This is a genomic window from Pseudomonas sp. FBCC-B545 (assembly GCF_059134095.1).
Genome location: NZ_CP101441.1, coordinates 860,577 through 883,568 on the forward strand (window position 1 = coordinate 860,577; position 22,992 = coordinate 883,568).

The 22,992-nt window shown below is 59.3% G+C and carries 22 protein-coding genes, 1 other RNA gene and 3 pseudogenes; 15 read left to right on the forward strand and 11 right to left on the reverse strand.

From position 1 onward, the window contains the following. The first annotated feature begins 1 nt into the window (after position 1). The gene (locus NMB39_RS04040) at positions 2 to 319 is read left to right on the forward strand and encodes a PA4575 family protein (RefSeq protein WP_057024519.1); all 318 of its coding nucleotides are present in this window, start codon (positions 2 to 4) and stop codon (positions 317 to 319) included. A 6-nt stretch (positions 320 to 325) separates the two neighbouring features. Here NMB39_RS04040 and NMB39_RS04045 read toward each other — a convergent pair whose 3' ends face one another. Then, positions 326 to 2,149, reverse strand: a complete 1,824-nt coding sequence (locus tag NMB39_RS04045) for a hypothetical protein (RefSeq protein WP_494339613.1) — start codon at positions 2,147 to 2,149, stop codon at positions 326 to 328. A 162-nt stretch (positions 2,150 to 2,311) separates the two neighbouring features. Between NMB39_RS04045 and NMB39_RS04050 the strand changes: the two genes are divergently transcribed. Continuing rightward, positions 2,312 to 2,800 (forward strand): TIGR00645 family protein, encoded by a 489-nt coding sequence (locus NMB39_RS04050; RefSeq protein WP_005791582.1) that lies wholly within the window; start codon positions 2,312 to 2,314, stop codon positions 2,798 to 2,800. A gap of 15 nt (positions 2,801 to 2,815) precedes the next feature. Here the strand turns inward: NMB39_RS04050 and NMB39_RS04055 are convergent, their stop codons facing one another. The 5 genes and pseudogenes from NMB39_RS04055 to NMB39_RS04075 all read right to left on the reverse strand — a co-directional run. Continuing rightward, a complete protein-coding gene (locus NMB39_RS04055; protein WP_494339612.1) occupies positions 2,816 to 4,249 on the reverse strand; it encodes an ArnT family glycosyltransferase in 1,434 nt (477 codons plus the stop codon). Between the two features lie 116 nt (positions 4,250 to 4,365). Beyond that, the gene (locus tag NMB39_RS04060; protein ID WP_494339611.1) at positions 4,366 to 5,391 is read right to left on the reverse strand and encodes a hypothetical protein; all 1,026 of its coding nucleotides are present in this window, start codon (positions 5,389 to 5,391) and stop codon (positions 4,366 to 4,368) included. Between the two features lie 106 nt (positions 5,392 to 5,497). Further along, positions 5,498 to 5,752 carry a DUF6124 family protein gene (locus tag NMB39_RS04065; RefSeq protein WP_046069586.1) on the reverse strand — a complete coding sequence of 85 codons (255 nt, stop codon included), beginning with the start codon at positions 5,750 to 5,752 and terminating at the stop codon, positions 5,498 to 5,500. Positions 5,753 to 6,094: 342 nt separating this feature from the next. Next, positions 6,095 to 6,613: a cysteine hydrolase family protein gene (locus tag NMB39_RS04070; protein ID WP_464006288.1), complete on the reverse strand. Its 519-nt coding sequence runs from the start codon at positions 6,611 to 6,613 to the stop codon at positions 6,095 to 6,097. Between the two features lie 239 nt (positions 6,614 to 6,852). Continuing rightward, positions 6,853 to 7,278 (reverse strand): annotated as a pseudogene (locus NMB39_RS04075) (LysR substrate-binding domain-containing protein); the annotation flags it as partial. Between the two features lies 1 nt (position 7,279). Here NMB39_RS04075 and NMB39_RS04080 point away from each other — a divergent pair. Both NMB39_RS04080 and NMB39_RS04085 read left to right on the forward strand, forming a co-directional pair. Next, positions 7,280 to 8,128: pseudogene (locus tag NMB39_RS04080) on the forward strand (MFS transporter); the annotation flags it as partial. A 22-nt stretch (positions 8,129 to 8,150) separates the two neighbouring features. Next, a complete protein-coding gene (locus NMB39_RS04085; protein WP_156422419.1) occupies positions 8,151 to 8,309 on the forward strand; it encodes a hypothetical protein in 159 nt (52 codons plus the stop codon). 120 nt (positions 8,310 to 8,429) lie between these two features. Here the strand turns inward: NMB39_RS04085 and NMB39_RS04090 are convergent, their stop codons facing one another. Continuing rightward, positions 8,430 to 9,626 (reverse strand): benzoate/H(+) symporter BenE family transporter, encoded by a 1,197-nt coding sequence (locus NMB39_RS04090; protein WP_057024551.1) that lies wholly within the window; start codon positions 9,624 to 9,626, stop codon positions 8,430 to 8,432. A gap of 121 nt (positions 9,627 to 9,747) precedes the next feature. Between NMB39_RS04090 and NMB39_RS04095 the strand changes: the two genes are divergently transcribed. From NMB39_RS04095 to NMB39_RS04145, 11 genes are all read left to right on the forward strand, one after another. Further along, positions 9,748 to 10,425 carry a GntR family transcriptional regulator gene (locus tag NMB39_RS04095; RefSeq protein ID WP_332873477.1) on the forward strand — a complete coding sequence of 226 codons (678 nt, stop codon included), beginning with the start codon at positions 9,748 to 9,750 and terminating at the stop codon, positions 10,423 to 10,425. A 30-nt stretch (positions 10,426 to 10,455) separates the two neighbouring features. Beyond that, positions 10,456 to 11,442, forward strand: a complete 987-nt coding sequence (locus NMB39_RS04100) for a class I SAM-dependent methyltransferase (RefSeq protein WP_198718885.1) — start codon at positions 10,456 to 10,458, stop codon at positions 11,440 to 11,442. Between the two features lie 63 nt (positions 11,443 to 11,505). Further along, positions 11,506 to 12,306 carry a hypothetical protein gene (locus NMB39_RS04105; protein WP_057024524.1) on the forward strand — a complete coding sequence of 267 codons (801 nt, stop codon included), beginning with the start codon at positions 11,506 to 11,508 and terminating at the stop codon, positions 12,304 to 12,306. A 56-nt stretch (positions 12,307 to 12,362) separates the two neighbouring features. Then, on the forward strand, positions 12,363 to 12,593 hold the full coding sequence (locus NMB39_RS04110) for an acyl carrier protein (RefSeq protein ID WP_198718886.1): 231 nt from the start codon (positions 12,363 to 12,365) through the stop codon (positions 12,591 to 12,593). Positions 12,594 to 12,603: 10 nt separating this feature from the next. Further along, positions 12,604 to 13,452, forward strand: coding sequence for an alpha/beta fold hydrolase (locus tag NMB39_RS04115; RefSeq protein WP_306956453.1), 849 nt, complete (start codon positions 12,604 to 12,606; stop codon positions 13,450 to 13,452). After that, a complete protein-coding gene (cmaA, locus tag NMB39_RS04120; protein WP_494339610.1) occupies positions 13,449 to 15,218 on the forward strand; it encodes an L-allo-isoleucine:holo-[CmaA peptidyl-carrier protein] ligase in 1,770 nt (589 codons plus the stop codon). Before NMB39_RS04115 ends, cmaA begins: the two co-directional genes overlap by 4 nt. An 8-nt stretch (positions 15,219 to 15,226) precedes the next feature. Beyond that, positions 15,227 to 16,156 (forward strand): chlorinating enzyme, encoded by a 930-nt coding sequence (locus NMB39_RS04125; protein WP_057024528.1) that lies wholly within the window; start codon positions 15,227 to 15,229, stop codon positions 16,154 to 16,156. A 9-nt stretch (positions 16,157 to 16,165) separates the two neighbouring features. Next, positions 16,166 to 16,588 (forward strand): VOC family protein, encoded by a 423-nt coding sequence (locus tag NMB39_RS04130; protein WP_057024529.1) that lies wholly within the window; start codon positions 16,166 to 16,168, stop codon positions 16,586 to 16,588. A 10-nt stretch (positions 16,589 to 16,598) separates the two neighbouring features. Further along, positions 16,599 to 17,360, forward strand: coding sequence for a thioesterase II family protein (locus tag NMB39_RS04135; protein ID WP_494339609.1), 762 nt, complete (start codon positions 16,599 to 16,601; stop codon positions 17,358 to 17,360). Positions 17,361 to 17,365: 5 nt separating this feature from the next. Continuing rightward, positions 17,366 to 18,004, forward strand: a complete 639-nt coding sequence (locus NMB39_RS04140; RefSeq protein ID WP_057024531.1) for an alanyl-tRNA editing protein — start codon at positions 17,366 to 17,368, stop codon at positions 18,002 to 18,004. A gap of 32 nt (positions 18,005 to 18,036) precedes the next feature. Then, the gene (locus NMB39_RS04145; protein ID WP_494339608.1) at positions 18,037 to 18,648 is read left to right on the forward strand and encodes a LysE family translocator; all 612 of its coding nucleotides are present in this window, start codon (positions 18,037 to 18,039) and stop codon (positions 18,646 to 18,648) included. A 63-nt stretch (positions 18,649 to 18,711) separates the two neighbouring features. Here the strand turns inward: NMB39_RS04145 and NMB39_RS04150 are convergent. The 4 genes and pseudogenes from NMB39_RS04150 to NMB39_RS04165 all read right to left on the reverse strand — a co-directional run. Beyond that, positions 18,712 to 19,144: pseudogene (locus NMB39_RS04150) on the reverse strand (tyrosine-type recombinase/integrase); the annotation flags it as partial. A gap of 115 nt (positions 19,145 to 19,259) precedes the next feature. Beyond that, positions 19,260 to 19,657, reverse strand: a transfer-messenger RNA (tmRNA) gene (gene ssrA, locus NMB39_RS04155). 93 nt (positions 19,658 to 19,750) lie between these two features. Further along, positions 19,751 to 20,032 (reverse strand): PA2433 domain-containing protein, encoded by a 282-nt coding sequence (locus tag NMB39_RS04160; RefSeq protein WP_057025030.1) that lies wholly within the window; start codon positions 20,030 to 20,032, stop codon positions 19,751 to 19,753. A 135-nt stretch (positions 20,033 to 20,167) separates the two neighbouring features. After that, entirely contained in the window at positions 20,168 to 22,978 is a 2,811-nt protein-coding gene (locus NMB39_RS04165; RefSeq protein WP_494339607.1) for an FAD-binding and (Fe-S)-binding domain-containing protein, read from the reverse strand. Between the last annotated feature and the right edge of the window lie 14 nt (positions 22,979 to 22,992).

A 22,992-nucleotide genomic window follows, 5' to 3' on the forward strand; every position in this document is an offset into this window, starting at 1 on the left:
CATGTCGCGCAACCTTTGCCTTACCCGCCAGTGCCTGGGCCTGGTCACCCGTATTGAATGCTCCATTCGCCCACTCGCCGGGGATAACGGCATGTGGACGTTATTGTTTGCCGCTGGAATGTCGGGCGAACAGCCTTCCACCGTCAAGTCCGAGGGCCCGTTTAATGGGCCCTGGGTGGCTGAAACAATGCTGGATTCCATCGTCGATAACCTGACCTTGCATGGCTATGAGCAGATGGACGAACCGCAGATCTGGTGCCTGCACCTGCAAGCCCATCTGCGCCAACTCAATGGCAGTCAAGAGCGGCTGGCCCTGTAGCGACGGCTATTTACTCTCAGGCTTGTCCAGCTTGACCTCAAAGCCGTATTGCACGGTGCTGAGGTCAGTGCGCTGGTAACTTTCCAGCGTAGTCGGCTGGCCGTAGAAGTAATGCACGTCAAACAACGCCGTGCCGTATTCCTCGGCACGGTGGCTGACGCTGAGGATCTCCTTGAGGTACTTGCCACTGGCGTCCTTGGCATAGAAGCGCCAGCTATCGGATGGGAAATCCTTCTGGTCGACGATCAGTGCGTTGTCCTTGAGCGACAGGCCCTTGGGCAGCTTGGCCGCGTCAATCGTGGTTTTTTCAATGCTGGCCAGGAAGAGCGGTACGGAGCCCACTACAAACGCGGGAGTCTCAGGGAACAGGTTGAGGTCGTATGTGAGCGTGCCGCTGACGGCGTTCAGCTCAAACGCCTCGGTCGGCAACTCGATAGGCTCGCCGCGTTCGCCCTTGTCGTCGGCGGTGAAGAAGGTGATAGGCGCATCGCTGTTGTTACGTTCGGCGCCGACCAAGTCGTCATTGAACGTGTAGGGGTGATCAAACACGATTTTCGCCGCACTGGCGTCTTCGGTCGATTGGCTGATGGTGACGCTGCTTTTGAGCTGGTCTTCGCTCATCGAGGCATCTTTTAGCCAACTGGCGGCGCTGTCGTCATACACCGTGACCGGCATCGGCAGAGCCTGCACGGTTTTCTGCAGGCTGTTTCTGTCGAAGCGCAGCACCGGCAGGTTCAGGTCTTTGTGGGTGACCGTAGCTGTAGAAAAATCCAGCACATTGACCTGCAGATTGTCGATCAGCCCATTGAAATACACCTTGGCGTAATGGCTGCTCTGCTTGTGTTCGAAGGCTTTTTGCTCGTCGGTAAGCTGTTTCTCGAGGGCCTCGGACCAGGTCTTTTGTTTCTGCATTTCAGCCAATTGTTTCTCATAGAACGCCACCTGCGCGGCGCTCTCGTTGATCGAGCCTGAGCGCGTGAGAAATTGCCCGGTGCTGTCCTGTGCCTGCACCAGCAGCGGGTTCGGCGACTCGTCGCCCAGTTCGGCGGCGAGGGGGGCGCTGTTGGTCAGTTCGATCTCGGCGTAGTTCTTTTCCAGCGCCAGCAGGTTGAGCGTGATATTGCCCTCGGTGCGTTTATGGCCGACGTCTTTTTTCGTCAGATCGAAAGTCAGCACCTTGCCCGGGGTGACCACTTCGACTGCGCCTTTGAGGCTGACCGGCTGTGGTTGGCTTTTGTTTTCCGTCTCGATGCCCTCGATAAACGGATACGTGACCGTCAGGTCGTCGGGATTGGTCAGGTTGGAGCTGCTGGGGCTCAGTTGGATGCCAGGATCGGTTTCCGACCACTCCGGCTGGAAAGGAATGACTTTATTGTTGCTCAGGGTGACCGATTGCCATTCCAGGCCATGGGGGAATGGGAACTGGTCGGGGGCATTGAAGTTGAACGGGAAGACCGGCTGCAAATCCGTCAGATAGTCCGAATGAGAGGTCTTGCGCAGCACGAACAGGCCGTTGATATAAGTGTCCACCAGGGCCTGCGGGGTAGGGTAGTGCTTGAGCAGGGCCAGGCTGTCTTCGCCGTACTCGGCTTCAATGGGCTTGCTGGCAAGCTTGAGGCGCGCACGCTCCAGCAACAGCAGCGAGCCGCCGAGGTCGGCAATGGCGTCGCGCAGCTTGGGATCCTGGATGTCGTCCAGAGACTGTTCGAATTGGGCGGTTTTCTCTTCGAGGGTGGCTTGCTTCTGCTCTTCTTTGGGGGAGCAGCCGCTGGCCATCAGCAACGCCGCGCACAGGCCGAGAGTGGCCAAAGGGGATCGCACATCCATCATCTGAGTTTTCCTGTCCGACATCATCGAGCCGAGTTAATGGTCTCGACACTAGCAGAAAAACTCTCTTACAGATGCCACTTGGGTCAGTTTTCTAGCGGTGACAGGGGCCGGGTGGCGGCTGGTATACTCGGCGCCATTTTTAGCCAAGCTGTGTGAGATTCAATGGAACGCTTTATCGAAAATACGATGTACGCCTCGCGTTGGCTGCTGGCGCCGATCTATCTGGGGCTGTCGCTGGGCTTGCTGATCCTGGCGCTGAAATTCTTCCAGGAAATCATTCACGTGATTCCCAACATCTTCACCATGTTGGAAGCGGAAGTGATCCTGTTGCTGCTGTCGCTGATCGACATGGCCCTGGTGGGCGGCTTGCTGGTGATGGTGATGATTTCCGGCTACGAGAACTTCGTCTCGCAGCTGGATATCGATGAAAACAAGGAAAAGCTCAACTGGCTGGGCACCATGGACTCTTCGTCGCTGAAGATGAAAGTGGCGGCCTCCATCGTGGCGATTTCCTCCATCCACCTGCTGCGCATCTTCATGGACGCCAAGAACGTCGATCCGCAACACCTGATGTGGTATGTGATCATCCACATGACCTTCGTAGTCTCGGCGTTTGCCATGGGCTACCTGGACAAGCTCACCAAGCACTGATGCCCCGCGCCGGCCTTACTGCTCGACGAAGTAGTAAGGCTGGCGGTTGATCGCCATCTGCTTGATCACCGTGACCTTCTCATTCAGCCGGTCGGTGTGATCCATCAGCGCAACATTGCCGGGCTTGACAGTGAGGAAGGCGCGCAGCTCGGCTTCGGTCTTAAGGATCGGCAGGTAGGCTTGCAGGTAGAACACGCTGGCGCCGGCGATCCGCTCGTTGGGCTGGAACATCGCCACCGCTTTCCCTTCGTCCTGCAGCGTCTGGATCTGGCTCATCACCGGTACGAATGAGTGGCGCACGTCGGCTTTAGGCGCGAACCAGAATGCCGCGCTCAGGTAACAAGCGATGGCCAGGCTGAAAACCCCGGCGATGATGCGCCGATGGTAACGGTACAGCGCCGGCCTGTGTGCCTTGGCCCACTCCAGCAACACCCGCGCATATTCGGCGGCCAGTACCGCCGCGGCTGGCGTCAGCGCCATCAAGTACACGGTGCGTTTGCTGGAAGCCAGGGTCAGCAGGGTGAACTGCGCCACCAGCCACACACTGAAAAACAACCGGTAGCGATTACGCACCAGGCTTTTACGGAAGTGCCACAGGCCCAGGTACACCAGGATGTTCCAGGGCAGGAAGGCCTCGGGCAGTTTCGCGAGGTAATAGTAAAACGGCTCGTAATGCCCGGCTTCTACGAACGAACCGCTGAAGCGCCCGACGCTATTGGTCCATAACACTTCACCCACCGCCTGCATCCCGCCGCGCTGAAACAGAAACCCCAGCCAGATCAGCAAGGGCACCAAGGCCAGCAGCGTGAATAGTGCCGGCTTGAGCCAGTCACCGATGCGTAGGCGCCTATCCATCAGGCTGGTGCTGAGCAAGTAGACAAAGATCACGATGCCCGGCATCGCCAGGCCCAACACGCCTTTACTCAGGGTGGCGATGACCATGCCAGCGGTAAACAACGCCCAGGCCCCCACACTGGAGCCTTGGCGTTCCGGCCGCACGGCCTGGTAAAACGCCAGCAGGGCAGTGGTCACGCCGAGGCTGAGCAACGAATCCTCACCCACCCCTCGCACATTGCCCCAGTAACTGGCCATGGTCGCCAGGATCAGCGCAGCGCTGAATGCCAGTGTCTGCGGTCGTCCAAAGCGGCGCAGCATGCCGTACAGCAGCATCACGCTGAACAAACCGGCGAACGCCGAGGCCAAACGCACGGCCCCGGTGCTGGCGCCAAATAGGCGAATCGCCCCGGCGTCCAGCCACAGGCTCAGGGGTGGTTTTTCCAGGAACGGCTCGCGAAACAGACGCGGCACCACCCAGTCATCGTCCAGGTGCATGGCCATGGCGATCCCGGAAACCCGGGCCTCGGTGGAGCCTTGCAGCTCATGGTTGCCAAGGGCAAAGAAGAACAGCAGACCAGCAAGCAGGAGCAGCAGGGGAGCGGGACGCGTCATGGAATCTGGCTACCGGGGCATGAGACCGATCGGGCGACCGGTCATGGGTAGTCAGGGAGTATACGAGCGCGATTCTTAACCTTTGGTGAACGGCCGTGGGGTTTTTCTCCGGCGTATCAAGGCAGTTTCAAGCTGGGCACTGCCGCTTTGCCTTGTGCGGTCAGCACCGGCTCCAACTGCTCCCAGGTGAAGGCCAAGTCGTTGTCGCAGCCGTCACCATTGGCCGGTGTCGAGAGTTGCAGGCCCTGGGTGTTGAAGCTGAGGTGAAAGTTGGAGTAATCGGTAATCGCGGGGCAGCCCTCGTCGGTGGTGGTTTGCTTGGCCAGCCAAGTGCTGAAGGCGGCCGGCAGCTTCAAGTGGCCGGAATAAGCGTCATACCATTGCTGATGGCCGCCGAGCCAGGTCCATGGGTCCACACTGTCACCGGTTTGCAGGTTCCAGGAGTGCAGGCCCCAACTGATGCCCATGGCGCCTTGGCCTGCGGCCCAGCGGTAGAACCGCACGGTGAGGAATTGCGATGACCAATAGGCGGGTTCAACCTCGATTTCACTGGTATAGACAGACCCGTTTCGACCCAGGTATTCACGTCGTTCATAAAAATAGTCGGTTAGGTCCTCGTCATTGACGGCCAGGGCGGCGAGCTGCTGGTTGATCTTCTGCACTGCCGGGCTGTCACCTTCCAGCTTGAGCGTGACATGGGGGCCTTGGGTCTTGAGCGCGTAGGAGTGGTTTTTGAAAGTCTTCTTCTCGGTCTTGATCGGCAGCGGCGCGGCTTCCATGGGCGCGTTATAGGCATCGCTGCCGCAGCCGTCCGTGCCGATGCGGCGCAAGGCCAGGGGTAGCGGCTTGCCGTCGGCGGTTTTGCTCCAGGCTCCCGAGAGGGTATCGCCCTGGGGGTTTTGCAGGGCCCAGAAACCGGTGTTTCCTTCCTCCACCCAAGGGGCGTTGTCGTTGGCCTGAGTCAGCTGGATAGGAGTACGGATGCGCTGGTAGTAATAACTGCCATGCTCCCCGTCGGCGCCATTGAAACAGACGGTAATAGCGGACTTGCCCAAGGTGCCTTGCCAGACCCCGGCCAGTTCGGCAGCGGTTGCGAATGAAGGGATAAAGGCGAGTGCGATGACGGCGAAGGGCTTGAACACGGGTATCTGACTTCCGGTTGTCTGATAAAGGCCGTCAGGGTAATGGGAAGTGTGAGGGGATGCCAGCGGGCGAGGTGCGGTGAGGCGTCTCGCCCTTTTTCGTGTTTTAGGGCTGTGGCGTCTGGCTAGTGAATGGCTGGGTGTTCAGGACTCGTTCTACGAGTAACTCACCCAGAACGATCAATTGCTGAGCGGCCAGCAACTTGTGGCGGTGCGCGCCTTCAAGCTCGAAAGCCAAGTCGGTGGTCATGGCGTTGAGAGAGGCGAGGGTTTCGCTGGCTTGGATTAGCAGGGTTTCGGGGTGGATGTCTTCGGCGAGGATGAAGAGGGTGGTTGGGGGATTGGGGGTGATTTTTTTCATGATGAAGCTCCCACACTGTTTAAGGAGCTGCCTCTCCCTGCTGTCAAACAGGAATGGGTGGCAGCTGTACGCGGGTTGACAGACCGGAAGTGTAGGAACCCGGCGCACCCGAAGATGCCCCACGCACAGCCGCCATGAACGGGGCGGAATGCGTAAGCATGCCGCCTTATCACGGGGTGTGAAAGGTTACACTTTTCGGCCTGTCAAAGCCGGTCGCTGATCATCAGCGACGCAAAGAAGTTAGCGTTGTGAGGTGGCTTGCGCTAGTTCACCAACAGCGCGGCAACTTGCGGGAAAATTCCGAAGCTCGGCCCTGTTGGCGTCCCCCGTCGTCAGGCTCTGTTAAAAGCTCCACTCCTCAGCCCGAACCAACTGGCAGAACGGCCCATTGAGCGTGGCATTGTGATGAGCCACGATCACCTCTGCTTTCATCAAGGGCGTGTCAGAACAGGTATGACCGTCGGCGATAAGTACCGCATCGAAGCCAAGATCACGCGCGGCGCGGCAGGTGCTGTCGACGCAGTATTGCGTTTTCATCCCAGTGACTACCACGCCGGTGGCGCCGCTGGAGCGCAAATTATCAGCAAGGTCTGTCATCGCAAAAGCGTTGGGCCGCCGCTTTTCGAACATCACTTCTCCACCTAGCAACTTCAGTTCCTCTGCAACCAGCGTAAGCGGGCTACCCGATTCGATTGGCGAGCCAGCGGGGCCGATGTGACGGGCGAGAAAAATCGGCGCGCCTGCGCTGCGGGCCTTGTCCATCAGGGTATTCAGCGTTTCCAACAGTTCGTCGCAACGCCATGGTTTTTCCGGGCCGTGGATGAGTCCGACTTGGATATCGAGTATCAACAGGGCGTACATAGGTGCATCTCCTTGCGTATGAACCAGCGACACAAGGGCATAAAAAAAGGCCCTGTCCATCGCTGGCGGGCCTTTGAAGTGTTCGTCTGTTATTGGCTCACGACACCTCGCACGCTCCGCTTGAAGCGGTCATGGTGGTGGTTGTCGAGGTGAGGCAATAATTACTCATGAGTCGACACTAGCAATATCGCTGCGGGCTGACAAGGCCGATACCTGGGCGACACGGTGGCGACAATGCTTCATGAACGCGTTGCTCCCGGATTGTCGACGCCAGGAGTGGCAAATAGATGCTCGGCGGCAAAGTCTACGAATACGCGAATTTTCGGTGAAAGATGGCGGCTGGACGGCCACAGCGCCCAGAACTGCCCCTGATCTTCACTGTAACCCTCGAGCACGGTTTCCAGGCGCCCCTGGGCGATGGCTTCGCGCGCGAGGAAATCCGGGACAAATGCGATGCCATGCCTATCCACCGCGGCCATCAGCATGGCCTCCATGTTGTTCAAGATCAGTGCGGTGGGCAGGCGCAGCTGCGTGAACTGGGGCGCCGAAGACATACTCCAGTCCATGATTTTACCCGTGGTGACAAATCGGTAACGCAAGCACTCGTGATGCTCAAGCTCAATGAGCGTGACGGGGCGCCCCTTACGCTGCAGATAGTCGGGCGATTTGCTGGGTGGGGCGGCGGTGTTTTTGCTGCTGTTTATCATGGTTGAAAATCGGGCGGAACATCCGATGCTGGAACTGGGGCTGTTCCTGTTTCCGCGCTTTGTCGGTGTACAGATCCTGCCGATCGGCACCTGCTACTGCTACATCGTCTTGATCGTCTTGCTGCCATTTCGGTTTATCGGTGTGGAAGGGGCCAGCGCGTTTGAGGCGGGGTTGATGATGTTGGCACTCTCTGCCCCAATGCTGTTTGTACCGATGGCTGCCGCGTCGCTGACGCGCTGGCTGTCGGCAGGGATACTTTGCGCGATCGGCTTTGTGATCGCGGCGGCCGGACTCTACTGGCTGAGTACGATTCCGGTCGGCGCCCATGCGCAGATTATCGCGGCTATGCTGCTGACCGGTATCGGCACCGGCTTGCCGTGGGGCTTGATGGATGGTTTGTCGATCAGTGTTATTCCCAAAGAACGAGCGGGGATGGCCGCGGGTATTTTCAACACCACGCGGGTGGCCAACGAAGGTGTCGCCCTGGCAATTACGGTTGCGGTGCTGACGGCGCTGGTGGCGCATCATCTGAGTCTCAGTGACGCGGTCAAACTGTCTGCTGTCGACTATTCGGGTATCGCGCAACGCCTGGTAATGGGTGATATCCAACACGCGAGCGCCGACGCCGGTCAAATTCCATTAGCGGTGCTGAGCTCTGCTTATACCTCAGGGTTCAACACCTTGTTGCAGCTGTTGGCGATGTTCACGCTGTTCACTGCTGCCGTGGTCTTCCTGTTCCTGGGGCGCCAAAGCGAGGCCGGTGTTGAATCCGCGCCCGATGCCGTGCGTTTTTCATCTGATACCTGAGAGCCGCTCCGGAGCCATGCTGATGTCGCCCAATACACACTTTACGCCGCTGATTCTGGCGGGCATTGCTTTACTGTGCGGCTTGTCGGTGGCCAATGTTTACGTTAACCAGGCGCTGCTGCCGGTCTTTGCAGGTGCCTTGCACGCGGATGCAGGGCAAACCAGTTGGACATCCCTCTAAGTGGCGAGCGGCAGAAGATGGCGTTCCTGTCCATGAGGGCTTTGGCTGCAAGAGGCCCCAATCCTACCGATGCCTTGCAGTTCAATGGCTGAACCGAGCCGGGCAGATTGATAAGCGCTTTCAGCCCAGCCTTTTTTTGTTGTAGATCAGATAAAACAGGGTGCCCAGCAACAATCCCCAGAATGATGACGACACATGGAAGAAATTCGGGAAATACACGGTGATCATCAGCGTCGCCACGGCCGGGTAGTACGGCTCAGTTTTGAGCGAATCGCGCAACGCATCTGCCAGGGTGCTGAACAGGGCCAGTGCCGCCAGCGCGAGAATGATCTGCGACGGGATCACTGACAGCAGGCTGACCAGGCCGGCCGCAAACCACGCCATTACCAGGTAGGTCCCCCCTGCAGCGCAACTGGCAATGTAGCGCAGGGATTTGTCATGGGACGCCAGCGGGCCGGCGCACATGGCCGCCGTCAGCGCCGCCAGGTTGAGGTTGTGGCAACCGAACAACGACGCGCACGAGGTGGCTAGCCCAGTGACGAATAGGGTGCCGGGAAAATGAGTGGCGTAGCCGTTGTTGCGCAAAATCAGATAGCCCGGGATGTTTTGCGAAAACAAAGTGACCACGAACAACGGGATCGACAGGTTGATAAAGGATGAGAGGGTAAACACCGGTGCGACAAACTCGACCCCGTGGACCGACGCCGCAACCACCGGTTGCACCGCCGGCTGGAACAGGAAATAGGCGAATAGCACACCGAGCGCCACCGGCAAAGCGACCAACGGCTTGTAGATAAACAGCAGCAACCAGATGCCGCTTACCAACCCGACGATCAGCGGGTAGGTCTCAAACGCTGGCACAAAGGATTTGGCCAGTGACAGCAAGACCCCCGCCAGCATCGCCGACGACAGGCTGGCGGGAATTTTCTCGATGTAGCGGGCAATACGTGGCACCGAGGCCAGGGCCAGCATCAACGCCCCCGACATGCAAAAAGCCCCCACGGCCTCATCGAACCCACCCAGCGGCTGGTTATAGCTGAGCAAAATGGCCGACCCCGGCGTCGACCAGGCAAAGGCATAAGGTTTTCTAGTGGCCAGGGAGAACCCGATCCCCATCACCCCTTGGAACAGGCACAACACCGCCAAGGCACTCACCGCCTGGGAGGGGGTGGCACCCACGTTATAAAAACCCTGCAAGACGATAAAGAACGTACTGATAAAGCCGATCAGCGCGGCACTCGCGCCCGTGCTGACCAGGCTCACCCACTCGCCGGGCACCTGGCCCCCTGCGACGCCAGTCTTACTCAAAGCACTCATGCTGCCACCTCGCTCGTCGGATTTGCGACGAAAGAAAAGGGCCAATCTTGCAATCCAAAATATTCGATGCTAAAACCAATATCCATTGGATATTGGATATGTTGTCCAATAGTAGTGAGAAGTGGATTTGAAAAGCAAACTGCTCAGCGACCTCGGAGAGATTCAACACAGGACTGCCAGCGAGCAGATTGAACAGGTGTTAAAGCAGGCAATTCTGGAGGGCCGTCTTCCTCCGGGAGAGGTCTTGCGCCAGGAAGAGCTGGCGCAAACCTTCAACGTCAGTCGGATGCCAGTTCGCGAGGCCCTGAAGAAGCTGGAAGCGCAAGCACTGGTGGACTTCGTACCCTATAAGGGCGCGATCGTGACGCAGATTTCCAAAGCCGATGGCCTCGATAACTACGCCATCCGCCTGGCACTGGAACCGGCCGCCATTCGGTATTCGATTCCTTTTTTGACAAGTGACGATCTGCAGTTGGCCCGGGACTTGATCCAGCAAATGCATGACGAAACGGAAATGGACCAACTGGGTGTACTGAACAAACGTTTTCACATGTGCCTGTACGGCAAGACGCCCCATGTGAAGTTGTTGCAATTGGTGGAGAAACAGCTGTCGGTGGAGGATCGATACCTGCGCTTTCACCTGTCGGCCATGGGACGCGAGCACATGTCACAAGATGAACACCTGGCGATGGTTGAAGCTGCAACCCACCAGGACCTTGATCGCGCCGAAGCGTTGGTGCGCAAGCATTTGATTAAGGCAGCCATTGCACTGGAAAACTTTTTCGACCGAAAAACCTGAGCGCAGGCTCATCACACACGGAGGTGGATCATGACCCAGGTCATGTCAGCAACAGCCATAGACTCTGCGCAAAACCTGGCAGGCAAGTCGATTTTCCTGGAGATGGGCGCACGCCTGGGGGTCGTCGAACTGCTGATGCAGGGCGAGCCGTTCGAGGCCGGGCAAGTGGTGCGTATCAGCGGCGCCAAACAGCATTTCGTAGAGTCTTACCTCAAGGCGCTGTGCAAGCTGGGGCTGGCGACTGAGCGTGCGGGCCACTACACCGGCACTGCCGAGCTGCCGGTAGCGGTCAATAACTGCGGCTACCTGCTCTGGGCCCTGCAGTCCTGTGCACCGCTGATCGAACACCCGGTGCAGTTCGCCAACGACTTGCCCGGTTCGATCGATACCTACGTGCGTAACGGCGAACACGTGGCCAGGACGTCCAAGTGGATGGGGGCGACCGACTTTTATCCCCATGCCGAAAAGGAAATCCTGAAGGCCAACCCGAAGAAGATCATCGACTTCGGCTCCGGCACCTGCGGATTATTGATCCGCCTGCTGGAGCAACTGCCCAACGCCACTGCCATAGGCATCGACCTGAGCGCGAGCGCCTGCGAGAAGGCCCGGGAAATTATCGAGGGCAAAGGCCTGAGCCAGCGAATTCAGGTGATCCACGCACCGGTGGAGAGCCTGATCACTGACCCGAGCCTGCTCAAGGATGTCGATGTCATTCACGCAGGCTTCGTGTTCCACGACCTCAACCCCACCCAGAGCCAAGTCCTGCCGCGCCTGCTGGCCGCCATCAAGGCCGCCTCGCCCCAGGCCAAGCTGGTGATTGCCGACGCCATCCCTGATGACGCGCCCTGGGAAAACAACGCTTACTCGCTGGCATTCACGTTTTTGCACACCCACTTCATGGACCGCAAATTCCCGACGGAAGACGGCTGGCGCGGGCTCCTTGAAAAAGCCGGGTTCAGCGACGTGACTATCAGCAAACCCGGCCTTTCCGGCAGTCGCCTGATCGTCGGTCACTAGAGCAACACCTAACCTCAAGCAGTAAGAAATCCTATGCAGTAACCACTCATCGGGAGATCGATCATGCGTATAGAAAACCTTGTGGACCGCGTCAAAACCCATCGTTGCTACAGCCATCCGATTTTCCAGAACTGGGCGCGGGTCAACCCCGGCACCGAGGCCATCGGCGCCCTTTTCCACCATATCCGCAGTTTTTGCGACGCCACCCGTCCCGGCTGGAACCTGCCCCAGGGCTTGAAGCAGATCGGCCTGTCCACGGAAAGCCACCTGCTCCAGGAGATCGTCGACAGCGAGGAAAACCACGGCCCGGAACTGGCCATGATGGCCGGGCATATCATCAACCGCTCGGTGCCTGGCAAGCCGGTTTTCGACGACCTGACCGACCAGATCCACATCGAGTCCATGCTCAAGCGCTGCTCCGACGAACTGCTCGGCCAACTGCCCGGGTATGACTTCAGCACCGGCCTGATGCCCCAGACCAAAAAAGCCATCCAGACCTTCGAAGCGCGCAAGTCCACGGCCGCCCAAGACGTGTACAAAAGCCTCGGTACGGCCCTGGCTCTGGAGATCATTTCCAACCGGCAACTGATTCCCGGCGAAAAGGCCTGCCTGATCGATAGCGGTTTGTACCGCGCCAGTTTCGACGAGCCGGCGATGCATTACCTGGTGGAGCACTACGGCGAAACCGGCGCCGAATGTCAGCACGAACAAAACGCCATCGAGGCCGTAGGCTCGGTACTCAACCCCGACAACAGCGCGGCGATCGTGCAGGGCGCCGATGACTTCCTCAACAACCTGGAAGCCCTGTGGGATCTGCTCGATGCCACCCTGCTGCAGGCCGAGGGCGACCGCGTCGCGGCGTGAACCTTACCGTCGGGCCGGGCAACCGGCCCCCTTAATGACAACAAGGCAGGTAGACCATGAGCTCAGCAAAACTCGACAAGATCTTCGAAGCCATCTTCCAGCGCCCGGTGGGCGACCATGAAGACATCTTCGACCTGGGCGCCAACTCCCTCACAGCGATCCAGTTGATCGGCCAGGTCAACGAGGCGTTCGGCGCCAACATCAACATGGAGCAGTTTTTCCGCATGCCCTGCAAACAAACGGTACTTGCGCAGTTGCAAGCCACCCACACAGCACACACGGCCTGAGAGGGTTGCCATGCACAGCCTGTTCACCCTGACCCTGAATCTGGAACGTGCTGGCAAGGTGATCTGTGTCCAGAGCCTGCCGCTCGACCCTGCGCGGGCAACCCTATTGTTGCTGTCGCCGGTGGGCACCCAGTGCTTCTACATGAAGAACGCAGCGCTGTTTCTGATCAGCCGTTTCAACCTGATCATCCTCGAAAGCGACGCCTTGCTGGCATACGCCGCGGCAGCCGACCTGGCGCCCGACGAAGGCGTCGCCGACTTTCTCCGCCAGTTCCATGCAGCGCTGCCCAAGGCCGTGCACGTGGATGCGCTGGTGGGTTATTGCTCCTCGGCGCCACTGGCGTTGCTGGCCGCCAGCCTGGGCGCTTGTCGCACCTTGCTGCTGCTCAATGGCGCGTACTTTCTCAAGAATGACGAGGTCAGCAAGAGCCAGTACGAACGCGATGTGGAGCGCATGATGCAGTCGATTCCCCAGGGCAATTGCGCCCGGGTGTACGAGGCCGTGAGCCTGGTGCACGCCAACAGCGCCTATACCCCCAGCGACTATCGCTACCAGCAGGTGCGCCCTCTGCGGGAATTGCCCGCATTCCGCCAGTACCTGACGTTCCTCAACAGCCTGGCGAGCCTGGAAGTGGTCAGGACGGCACAGGCCGTACAGGCGCCCACGCTGGTGTGGTGCGGCAGCCAGGACCGCTATACCGACACTGCGTCTTCCCGGTACATCGCCAAATGGCTGCCCCACAGTGAATTGGTGGAGGACCCAGACGGCCAGCACCACGACTTTGTCGACGGCCACAAACAGTTGTACCAGGCCATAACCCGTTTTCTGACCCATCACCAGCAGAGGGCCGTTCAATGAATGCCCACAACTCGCTGCCCACCAAAGCCTACCGCCGGTTCCAGTCGATCTGCACGCAAACGCCCAATGCGATTGCCGTGGTCGACGAAGGACAGTCGGTCACCTATCAACAGCTCCACACGCAGGTGCTGGAACGTTGCGCGGAACTGACGCGCCAAGGTTTAGCCGAGCACCCTTACGTACCGCTGATGGCCAGCCGGTGCCTGGCATATCTGGTGACAGTCCTGGCCTGCTGCAAACTGGGCATTGCCTACGTCTGCATCGAACCAGGCACGCCAGGCAAACGCCTGATCGCCTTGCTGGAACAACTGGGCTGCAGCCATTTGCTGCTGCTCGGCCAGCCAGCAGACGTGCGCCTTGACCCACGGCTGACCTGCTTTCGCCTGGATGCCAGCGGAACCCTGAACGCCGAAGGGCCGGCCTTGCGCCCGCCCATCCAGCGGTGTTTGGCTGACGCCTCGGTGATCACTGTGATGTTCACCTCCGGCACTACCGGAGTTCCCAAGGGTGTGCGCATCAGCCATGACGGGCTGCTGAACCTGGTGGACAACGTGCAGCGTCAGGTCCAGGGCATGGCTCGCAGCTATGTGCATCATTCGTCCATCGGCTTCGACGCCGCCTTGTTTGAAGTCTGGGTGCCGCTGCTGACCGGCGCCCGCGTCACCCTGCAACACGGTGCGTTCAATATCGACAGCCTCACTCAATGCGTGCTCGCGGCCCGGTGCGATGTGCTGTTGCTGACGACCTCGCTGTTCCACCTGGTGGCGCAGCACCGCCTGTCGATGCTCGACTCGGTGCGCGTGCTTTACGTGGGCGGCGAAGTACTCAAGCCAGTGCATGCCCGCGCCCTGCTGGTGGCCAACCCCGGCATTACCTTGGTGAATGGCTATGGCCCCACCGAGAACACGGTGTTCTCCACCTGGTACAGCCTGAACAAACCCCAGGACGCCGAGCTGGATGTACTGCCCATCGGGCAATTGCTCAACCAGGTACACGCTAAAATCGTCGACGCCCAACTGCAAGAAGTCGACCCCGGCACGCCCGGCGAGCTGCTGCTTGCGGGCGCCAACCTGGCCCTGGGTTACCTTGACGAAGCGTTGACTGAGACCCGCTTCCTGCAGCTGCCGGAGGGTACCTATTACCGCACCGGCGACTACGTGACAGAAGGTAAGCACGGATTGCTTTTTTACCAGGGCCGCATCGACGAACAGGTGAAAATCAAAGGCTACCGCGTGGAAATCGCCGAGGTTGAACACGCCCTGACCCAACTGCCCGGCATCGCCCAGGCCGTGGTGCTGGCACGCGCCATGAATGCACTGGAAAACAGCCTGCACGCGTTCATCGTATTCCAGCATGGCTGGCCAAATACCGATGAAGGCAAGCTGATGAGCCTGCTGGGCGGCCAGCTTCCCCACTACATGGTGCCGACCCGGATCCACCACTTGCCGGAACTTCCGCTGACGGCCAACGGCAAGGTCGACAAGCGCCGTTTGCAGACGCTGGAGACAGCACCGGCAGCGTCACCCCGTCAGGCCGGTTCAGCCGTGCTCGAGGCCTGGTCCGGCATCCTCGGCACCCGCAACCTGCAGCTGGAAAACTCTATTTACGCCTATGGCGCCTCGTCCTTGAGTGTGGTCATGGCCCATAGTCGAATCAACCAGACCCTTGGCAGAAGAACCCCGTTCGACGAAGTCGCCAGGCTGAACACCTTGCAAGAGTGGGTGCAGTACTACGCAACGCATGAAAACCTCAGTAACTTCTCTTAGGAGCCGACATGGACATCACTGACTTTTCGTTGACGGAACAGGAACTTCAGCAATTCGACCGGGATGGGTTTATCGGTCCCTTCACGCTTTATGAGCCTGAAGAGATGAAACAGATGCACAAAACCGTGCGCGCTCAACTGTTCAACCGCACCCACGCGCCCTACGACGCACCGCTGGATGTGGCGATCACCAACTACGACCGCCACCTGGATGTGGACTTGCTGACCCACCACGTGTTTCGAAAGGAAATCGTGCACCGCCTGCGCAGCATCCTCGGCCCGGACGTGATCTGCTGGCGCAGCGAGTTCATCCCCAAGTACCCGGGCAACGAAGGCACCGACTGGCACCAGGCAGACACCTTCGGCCACGCTTCCGGCGAGCCGCAACTGGTGTGGCCCGAGGACGAGTCGTTCGGCGGCGCCATCAATGTTTGGACCGGCTTCACCGATGCCACCCAGGAAAACGGCTGCATGCTGTTTATCCCCGGCACCCACAAGCAAATGAACTACGACGAGTCCATCGGCATGACGTTCGACCCGGTGGCCAACAAGGACGTGGTCAAGGGCCAGTACGCACGGGGGTTCAACGGCTATGACTACAGCACCCTGCAAAAGGACAAGTCGTGGCAGCCGGATGAGGCGGCGGCGGTGCCAATCGTGATGAAGGCAGGCCAATTCGTGATCTTCCGCTCGATGCTCATGCACTGCTCGCTACCCAACTCGACAACCGACAAGACCCGCCTGGGTTATGTGGCCCGCTACGTGCCCGGACGGGTCAAGGTTTACCCCGATACCGATTACGTGAAGGAGTTTGGTGGCGAGTATCGCCTGGACCGGTTCGGCGTGGTGCAGGTGGCCGGTACCGCCACCGACCACAAGAACCGGGTGGCGGCCAAGAGCCTTAGCGGCCTGGATCTCAAACCCCTGGCCACATACTGAGGATTGACCATGGAACAGCCCTCTTACCTGGCCATTGACCACATTGCGTATGCCACCCGGTCCACGGAGAAAACCTCGGCGTTCTTCACGGCCCTGGGGTTCGAGGTGCTGTTCCATAAACAACCGATCGATACGTTTGGTGTGCTGATCACCAAGCTGCGCTCTCCGGCGGGGGAAATCGTGGAAGTGGTCGAACCCTTACGCGCCGACAGCGTCGTCAGCCGGTTGCTGGTGAATGTGGAGGCATGCGTTTACCACGTGGCCTTCAGGGTCGGCGACATGCAGGCCACCCAGGCGTCCCTGGCGAGCCTCGGCGGCGTTACGGTGACCACGCCCATGGCCATTCCGTACCCGGCTACCGCGGAACATCGTTCGCTGACCACCTCGCACATGTTCCACCCAGCAGTGGGCCTGTTCGAGATCACCGGTTAAGGAGCTGGCCATGGTCGCTGCCCTTTTGGCGCAACAGCGCTGGCTTGCACCGCTGCCCGGTGCCCTCGCAAACGCCGACCGCTTGCTGCTGTGCTTTCCCTATGGCGGTGGGGGGGCCTCGGCGTTTAATGACTTGAGCCGCTTGGCCGATATCGGTATCGCGGCGTGGGCCGTCAAGCTGCCCGGGCGCGAGGAACGCGGCCATGAAGCATCAGCCACGCAGATCGCAATGCTGATTGAGGCCATTATCGATGAACTGCGAGGCGTGAGCGTACCGTATGCGTTCTACGGTCACAGTTTCGGGGCCGGGCTGGCACTGGACGTCGCCCACGCGCTGGCCGAACGCGACCGACCGTTGCCGACGCACTTGATCCTGTCCGGGCGCATGCCGCCCCATGCCGGCTACTCGCCGCTGCTGGGGGCGATGGACGACCATCAACTGTGGCAGCACGTGTGTGCAGAGAGCCCGTTGCCGCTGCCGACGGATGCCTCATGCAGTTTCGCCCGCCACGCCCTGGGCAAGCTCAAGGCCGACCTGGCGCTCAACGCGCAACTCACTTATCACTTTATCCGCCCGCTGCCGGTGCCTCTGCACATTCTCAACGGTAGGGACGACCCGTTGCTTGACCCCCTACGCCTGGACGAGTGGCAGCGCTACACCAGTGCCGGCTTCCATAGCGAGTGCGTGCCCGGCGGGCATTTTTTCTTCAACAGCGATTTTCAACGTTTGTATTCACCCCTTTTAACCGCCCTCAATGAACAAGGCAGCTAAGCGTTATGGAACGTGCATTCTGGAACACCCCTTATCTCTCGTCCCTGGACGCTCGCGTGCTGAGCATCGAAGGGCGCGACGTGGTGATCAGCCCGACGATTTTCTTCGCCGAATCCGGCGGCCAGGAGTCAGATCAGGGCCGCATCAACCGGATCGACGTCAGCCAGGCCACGGTTGCCGATGATCGCATCATCTACCGCCTCGCCGAGGAGCCGGACTTTGCCGTGGGTGACCTGGTCAGCGTGGAGATCGACTGGCCCCGGCGGTATGCGCTGATGCGCCTGCATTTCGCCGCCGAGATCGTCCTGGAGTTGTTCTACAAGAAATTCCCGGCCCTGGAAAAGATCGGCGCGCACATCAGCCAGAGCAAGGCGCGGATCGACTTTGCGCTGATGGGCAATATCAGCCAGTACTTCCCCGAGATATTGCAGGACGTCGAGCAACTAGTGGCGGCCGACCTGCCGATTGAAAGTCGCTTTACCGATGCAGAGCGCTTGCGCCGTTGCTGGTACATTGAGGGGTTTTCAGAGGTGCCCTGTGGCGGCACACACCTGCGCACCACAGGCGAGGTCGGGCGTATTCGCCTCAAGCGCAACAACATTGGCGCGCACAAAGAACGCGTCGAAATCTACCTGGTGGACTGACCGCACAGCAGCGGTTTCAGGAGACAACCATCATGCTCAACGTCATGTCTGCACTTGGGTTGCTGCTATTGATGCCGGGGCCAACCAATACTCTATTGCTGCGCTCCGGAGTGCTCAGCGGCTTCCGGCGCGCCTGGCCCCTGAGCCTGCTGGAGTGCCTGGCCTACCTGCTGCAGATTTCCTTCTGGGGCTACCTGCTCAGCCATATCGGCGACAGTGCGCCCTGGTGCCTGAAGTGGGTGCAACTGGCGTCGGTGGCGTATCTGATCAAGACCTCCTACCGACTCTGGCGTCACCCCGATAACCCGCGCAATCCCTTTCCCGAGGCGCGGGTCTCGCGGCTGCATTTCTTTTTGCTCACCCTGATCAACCCCAAGGGTTTACTGGTGGTCTCGTTCATCGTGCCGGTGCAGACCTTTGCGGATATCACCCTGTACCTGCATTTTGTCGCACAATTCAGCGTGGTGGTGATTCCGGTCGGCTGCACCTGGGTGCTGTTCGGGGCACGCATCAAACGCAGCGGGCATGCCTGGCTGACGCCGCTGAATATCAACCGCACGGCCTCTGTGGTGATCGGCTGCTTCGCGATGGCGATCCTTTCCCGATTGACGGGCTCCTTGATCAACACCAGCGTGGCCTTTTAATCCCCCCACACTCGCCGGCGTTTTGCCAGTAGCAAGAATTTGCTTTGCCAATCCAGTGGTCACTCAGCGTATCGAGACGACATTGTGATCCCTGATTTGATTGATGTCAGATGCCGACAGGCTGCCGGTGGCCGCCTTCTGGATATGTTCACTCCACCAAGCCATCATTGGGCGTCAGCGTTCGATGTAATCCGCCCGGTTGTAAGCGCTTCGAATTTTATCTTATCGACATGCGCCAGCGCCACTTCGATTAGCTCCGGATCCCATCCATGCTCGTTGAGGATTGTGCGGGCCATGGAGCGCATGCCGTGGCTGACCAAACGGTCCTGAAAGCCCATTCGTTTAACGCCATGTTGGCTGTCTAGCTATTCGCGTGGGTGCACGGGTTTCTATCTGACGGGAACACATAACCCCTGTGGCCGCTATGGGGCTTAAGCTTCTCCAATAACGAGAGAGCATGTTCGGTCTGCGGGATTATGTGCGGACGACGATTTTTTTCGCTCCGCAGGGATTCAAAAAACGATAAAGGCCTCCCGTAGCCCTGAAATCCCCGTATTTGCTGGGTTTCAGGCACAAAAAAAGACGTCCGTGGACGTCTTTAGATGATGAAGTGGTGGAGCCGGGGGGATTTGAACCCCCGTCCGCCAGTACTCCGCTGTCGGTACTACATGCGTAGCCGTTTCTATTAAGTTAACCCTCAGCGACCCGAAGGGCAGGGTGCTTTGGGCGAGTTGTGTAAGTTTTAGCCGCTTCGTCCACAACGTACTGCACGGCGATTCTGTTCTATATGACAATCACTTTGGGTTTACAGACATCCCCTGGTGATTGCTGGACCCGAAGGTACCAGAAGCTCAGGATCTAAGGCTGCTTACGCAGCGATAGAGAATTCCTGGCCGTAGTTTTCGTCATTGGCAACTATAAGAAGTTGCAACAGTGGATTTACGAGTTCTGTTACCAACTCGGCATGCACCTAAAGTTTCGCAACCGGCGTCGAATCCTAAACGGCCCCGTGCTTGTAACTCGTTGTTTCTTAGTGAGTGACAAGCCTGTGCAGTGTACGCCAAAAGGTCAGCTAGGCCAACCCGAAGGTTGGCCCTATCGCTTACTGACCGCCTTTGTCGCTGTTTTGCAGGTCCTGCAGGGCCTTGGAGGTGATTTCGATGCACTTCTTCTCATCACCTGCCGCGAGGGCGGCCTTGGCCTGGGAAACGGCGGTGTCTATTTCGCCGCTTTTACCACTGGTATCGGTGGAGAGCAGGGCCTTGCCGTTGTTGATTTTATCCAGATTGATCTGGCACAGGTCTTTGTCACTGCCGGCCGCAAACACAGGGGAGGCCAGCATCGCAGCGGTAATAAACAAGCCAGCAAGAGCGGAACGCTTCATAGGGTATCTCCTTGCGCAAAAGGGCTCGACGCTGCTGGCGTTCAACCGCTGCCAGCGACATCACTGATGAGCCTCGTTTGTCGAGGCCTATGCAGATGACTGCGCTGGCGCGCCAGGGTTCTGTTTTTTTGCAGGTTAGTGAGCGCGTGCGCGGGTGACCCGGTCCACCAGGTACACCAAACCGTGGTAATCGATGCCGCCATGCTGGCTCAGCCCTATCTCACAGGTGCGGCTGGTGGAGATACCTTCGCTGCAATGTTGCACGGCGTCCTTGAGCGACCGCAGGGAGTGGGCGTTGAGTTCCGGCGTGGTAAAGCCTTTGTCGCCGGCAAAGCCGCAGCAATGAATGCCTTCGGGGATTACCACGGTTTTTGCGCAACGCCGGGCCAGCTCGATCAGCGCCTGGCTTTCGCCCAGGTGCTGGGTGCTGCAGGTGACATGTACGGCGATGGGCGCTTCCTGGGGGGTGAAGTCGAGGCGGTCCATGAGGTGGGTGCGGATGAAGCGCACCGGGTCGTAGAGGTCCAGGCGAGTTTCGCCCAGGTCTTGCACCAGTCGCAGTGTGCATGGGCTGGTGTCACAGTAGATCGGGTCAAGGCCGCCACGGCTGGCGTGGAGCAGGGCGCCGATCAGTTCCTGACGCTTGTGTTCAGCCTGCTCGGCGTAACCTTTGGAGGCGAAGGGCTGACCGCAGCACAGGCTGTCTTGGTTGTCGGGGAATACGACTTGGTAACCGGCTTTTTCTAATAGATTGCGGGTTTTATCATACAGCGACATCTGCTCTTTATCCCCGGCTGCCGGGCCCATGGCGCGTGAGACGCAGGCGGCCAGATACACCACCCGCGGGCGCTCGTCCGACACTGCCGGGCTGAAGCGAATGGCTTTTTCCGGTTGAGGCATGGCGTTGGTCCACTGCGGAACCTGGCCTTTGGACAATTTGGTCACCGTGGCCGACCACTTAGCCAGGCGTGGTGCGCCCAGCAGCATGCGTGCGCCATTGGCGACGTGCAGGGTAAAGCGTGCGCCTTGCAGCGCCATGGAGAAATGGCTGGCAAGCCATTCGGCGGTCTTCGTACGGTCGGCCTCGCGGCTGCGCAGCTTTTTCACCAGGTCACCCGTGTTGATGCCGACAGGGCAGCGTTGAGCGCATAAACCGGTGGCCGCGCAGGTGTCGATGCCTTGGTAGTGATAGGCCGCTTCCAGTTCGGTGGTATCGATGCCTGCGCGCTGCTTGGCCTGGATGTCGCGCCAGATAACAATGCGTTGACGTGGGCTCAACGTCAGGCCCTTTGACGGGCACACTGGCTCGCAGAACCCGCACTCAATGCACTTATCCACAAGTTCATCGGCGGCAGGCAAGGGCTTGAGGTGTTTGAGGTGAATCTGTGGGTCGTCGCTGAGCACCACATCCGGGTTTAGAATGCCGTTGGGGTCGAGCAGGCGCTTGAGTTGCCACATCAGCTGATAGGCATCGCTGCCCCATTCCAGTTCAACGAACGGCGCCATGTTGCGGCCGGTGCCGTGTTCGGCTTTCAGCGAGCCACCGAATTCAACCGCCACCAGTTGCGCGACTTCATCCATGAACGCTTGATAGCGTGTGACTTCTTCGCGGCTGTTGAAGCCCTGGGTAAACACAAAGTGCAGATTGCCTTCCAGAGCGTGTCCGAACAGGATGGCTTCGTCGTAGTGATGTTTGTCGAACAGTTCGATCAAGCGGTTCACGCCAATCGCCAGTTGCTCTACGGGGAAGGTGACGTCTTCGATGATCACGGTGGTGCCGGTCTTGCGCACGGCACCTACGGCGGGGAAGGTGTCTTTGCGGATTGCCCACAAGCGAGCGTTTTCCACGGGGTCTTCGGTGAAGTCGACCTGTTTCTCTACGGGAAACGCCGCCAGGGAAGCCATGATCAGCGTCAGTTGTTCGTGCAGTAATGAGGGTGAGGCGGCCCGTGATTCGATCAGCAGTGCGCAGGCATTTTCCGATAAGTGTTGTACGAATGCAGGCATACCCGGCTTGTTCTGCACCGAGCGCATGCTGCGTCGATCCAGCAGTTCGACCGCTGAGACGGGCTGGGTTTTCAGCACCGTTACCGCGTTGCAGCACGTCTCGACATCCGGGAATACGATCAGTGCCGAGGCTTTGTTCGGGTGATCGACCACCGTGTCGTAGGTGACGGCACTGATAAACCCCAGGGTGCCCTCGGAGCCCACCAGCAGGTGGCTGAGAATATCCAGCGGGTCATCGAAATCCACCAGGGCATTGAGTGAAAGGCCGGTGGTATTTTTCAGACGGTATTTGTGGCGGATCTTTGCCGCCAGTTCAGTATTCTCCCGCGTCTCACGGCCTAATGTGGCCAGGCGTTCAAGCAGCGCGCCGTGTGTCTGGCGAAAGGCTTGCACGCTGGCGGCGTCTTCCGTGTCCAGGCGGCTGCCGTCGGCCAGTACCAGGCGGATGCCCGCCAGGGTGTGGTAGGTATTCTGCGCCGTGCCGCAGCACATGCCACTGGCATTGTTGGCGACGATCCCGCCAATCTTGCAGGCATTGATCGACGCCGGGTCCGGCCCGATCTTGCGCCCGAATGGCGCGAGCCAGGCGTTGGCCTGGGCACCGATGACGCCCGGTTGCAGGCGTATCTGAGTGCCTTGCCCGCGGATTTCGCGATGGTTCCAGTTGTCTCCCAGCACGATCAGCACCGAGTCGCTGATGGCCTGCCCGGACAGGCTGGTACCGGCGGCACGGAAGGTCACTGGCACGTGATCACGCTGGGCCAGCTGCAGCAGTGCGACCACTTCGTCTTCTGACTCCACGCGGATCACCAACTGTGGGACCAGTCGGTAAAAGCTGGCGTCGGTGCCGAAGGCCAGGGTGGAGAGTGCGTCGTCGAAACGGCGGTCTTTCGGGATCAGTTGTGCGACGTCGCTGATAAAAGCAGCAGGCAGGCTCATCGGTCCTCCAGAAA

Bases quoted from the DNA above. Each gene is read 5' to 3' on its own strand.
- NMB39_RS04130 (WP_057024529.1), top strand. From the start codon at position 16,166: ATGGAACAGCCCTCTTACCTGGCCATTGACCACATTGCGTATGCCACC.
- NMB39_RS04100 (WP_198718885.1), top strand. From the start codon at position 10,456: ATGACCCAGGTCATGTCAGCAACAGCCATAGACTCTGCGCAAAACCTG.
- NMB39_RS04040 (WP_057024519.1), top strand. From the start codon at position 2: ATGTCGCGCAACCTTTGCCTTACCCGCCAGTGCCTGGGCCTGGTCACC.
- NMB39_RS04070 (WP_464006288.1), bottom strand. From the start codon at position 6,613: ATGTACGCCCTGTTGATACTCGATATCCAAGTCGGACTCATCCACGGC.
- NMB39_RS04160 (WP_057025030.1), bottom strand. From the start codon at position 20,032: ATGAAGCGTTCCGCTCTTGCTGGCTTGTTTATTACCGCTGCGATGCTG.
- NMB39_RS04090 (WP_057024551.1), bottom strand. From the start codon at position 9,626: ATGAGTGCTTTGAGTAAGACTGGCGTCGCAGGGGGCCAGGTGCCCGGC.
- NMB39_RS04105 (WP_057024524.1), top strand. From the start codon at position 11,506: ATGCGTATAGAAAACCTTGTGGACCGCGTCAAAACCCATCGTTGCTAC.
- NMB39_RS04145 (WP_494339608.1), top strand. From the start codon at position 18,037: ATGCTCAACGTCATGTCTGCACTTGGGTTGCTGCTATTGATGCCGGGG.
- NMB39_RS04135 (WP_494339609.1), top strand. From the start codon at position 16,599: ATGGTCGCTGCCCTTTTGGCGCAACAGCGCTGGCTTGCACCGCTGCCC.
- NMB39_RS04055 (WP_494339612.1), bottom strand. From the start codon at position 4,249: ATGACGCGTCCCGCTCCCCTGCTGCTCCTGCTTGCTGGTCTGCTGTTC.
- NMB39_RS04125 (WP_057024528.1), top strand. From the start codon at position 15,227: ATGGACATCACTGACTTTTCGTTGACGGAACAGGAACTTCAGCAATTC.
- NMB39_RS04065 (WP_046069586.1), bottom strand. From the start codon at position 5,752: ATGAAAAAAATCACCCCCAATCCCCCAACCACCCTCTTCATCCTCGCC.
- cmaA (WP_494339610.1), top strand. From the start codon at position 13,449: ATGAATGCCCACAACTCGCTGCCCACCAAAGCCTACCGCCGGTTCCAG.
- NMB39_RS04045 (WP_494339613.1), bottom strand. From the start codon at position 2,149: ATGATGGATGTGCGATCCCCTTTGGCCACTCTCGGCCTGTGCGCGGCG.
- NMB39_RS04050 (WP_005791582.1), top strand. From the start codon at position 2,312: ATGGAACGCTTTATCGAAAATACGATGTACGCCTCGCGTTGGCTGCTG.
- NMB39_RS04110 (WP_198718886.1), top strand. From the start codon at position 12,363: ATGAGCTCAGCAAAACTCGACAAGATCTTCGAAGCCATCTTCCAGCGC.
- NMB39_RS04115 (WP_306956453.1), top strand. From the start codon at position 12,604: ATGCACAGCCTGTTCACCCTGACCCTGAATCTGGAACGTGCTGGCAAG.
- NMB39_RS04085 (WP_156422419.1), top strand. From the start codon at position 8,151: ATGTCGCCCAATACACACTTTACGCCGCTGATTCTGGCGGGCATTGCT.
- NMB39_RS04165 (WP_494339607.1), bottom strand. From the start codon at position 22,978: ATGAGCCTGCCTGCTGCTTTTATCAGCGACGTCGCACAACTGATCCCG.
- NMB39_RS04140 (WP_057024531.1), top strand. From the start codon at position 17,366: ATGGAACGTGCATTCTGGAACACCCCTTATCTCTCGTCCCTGGACGCT.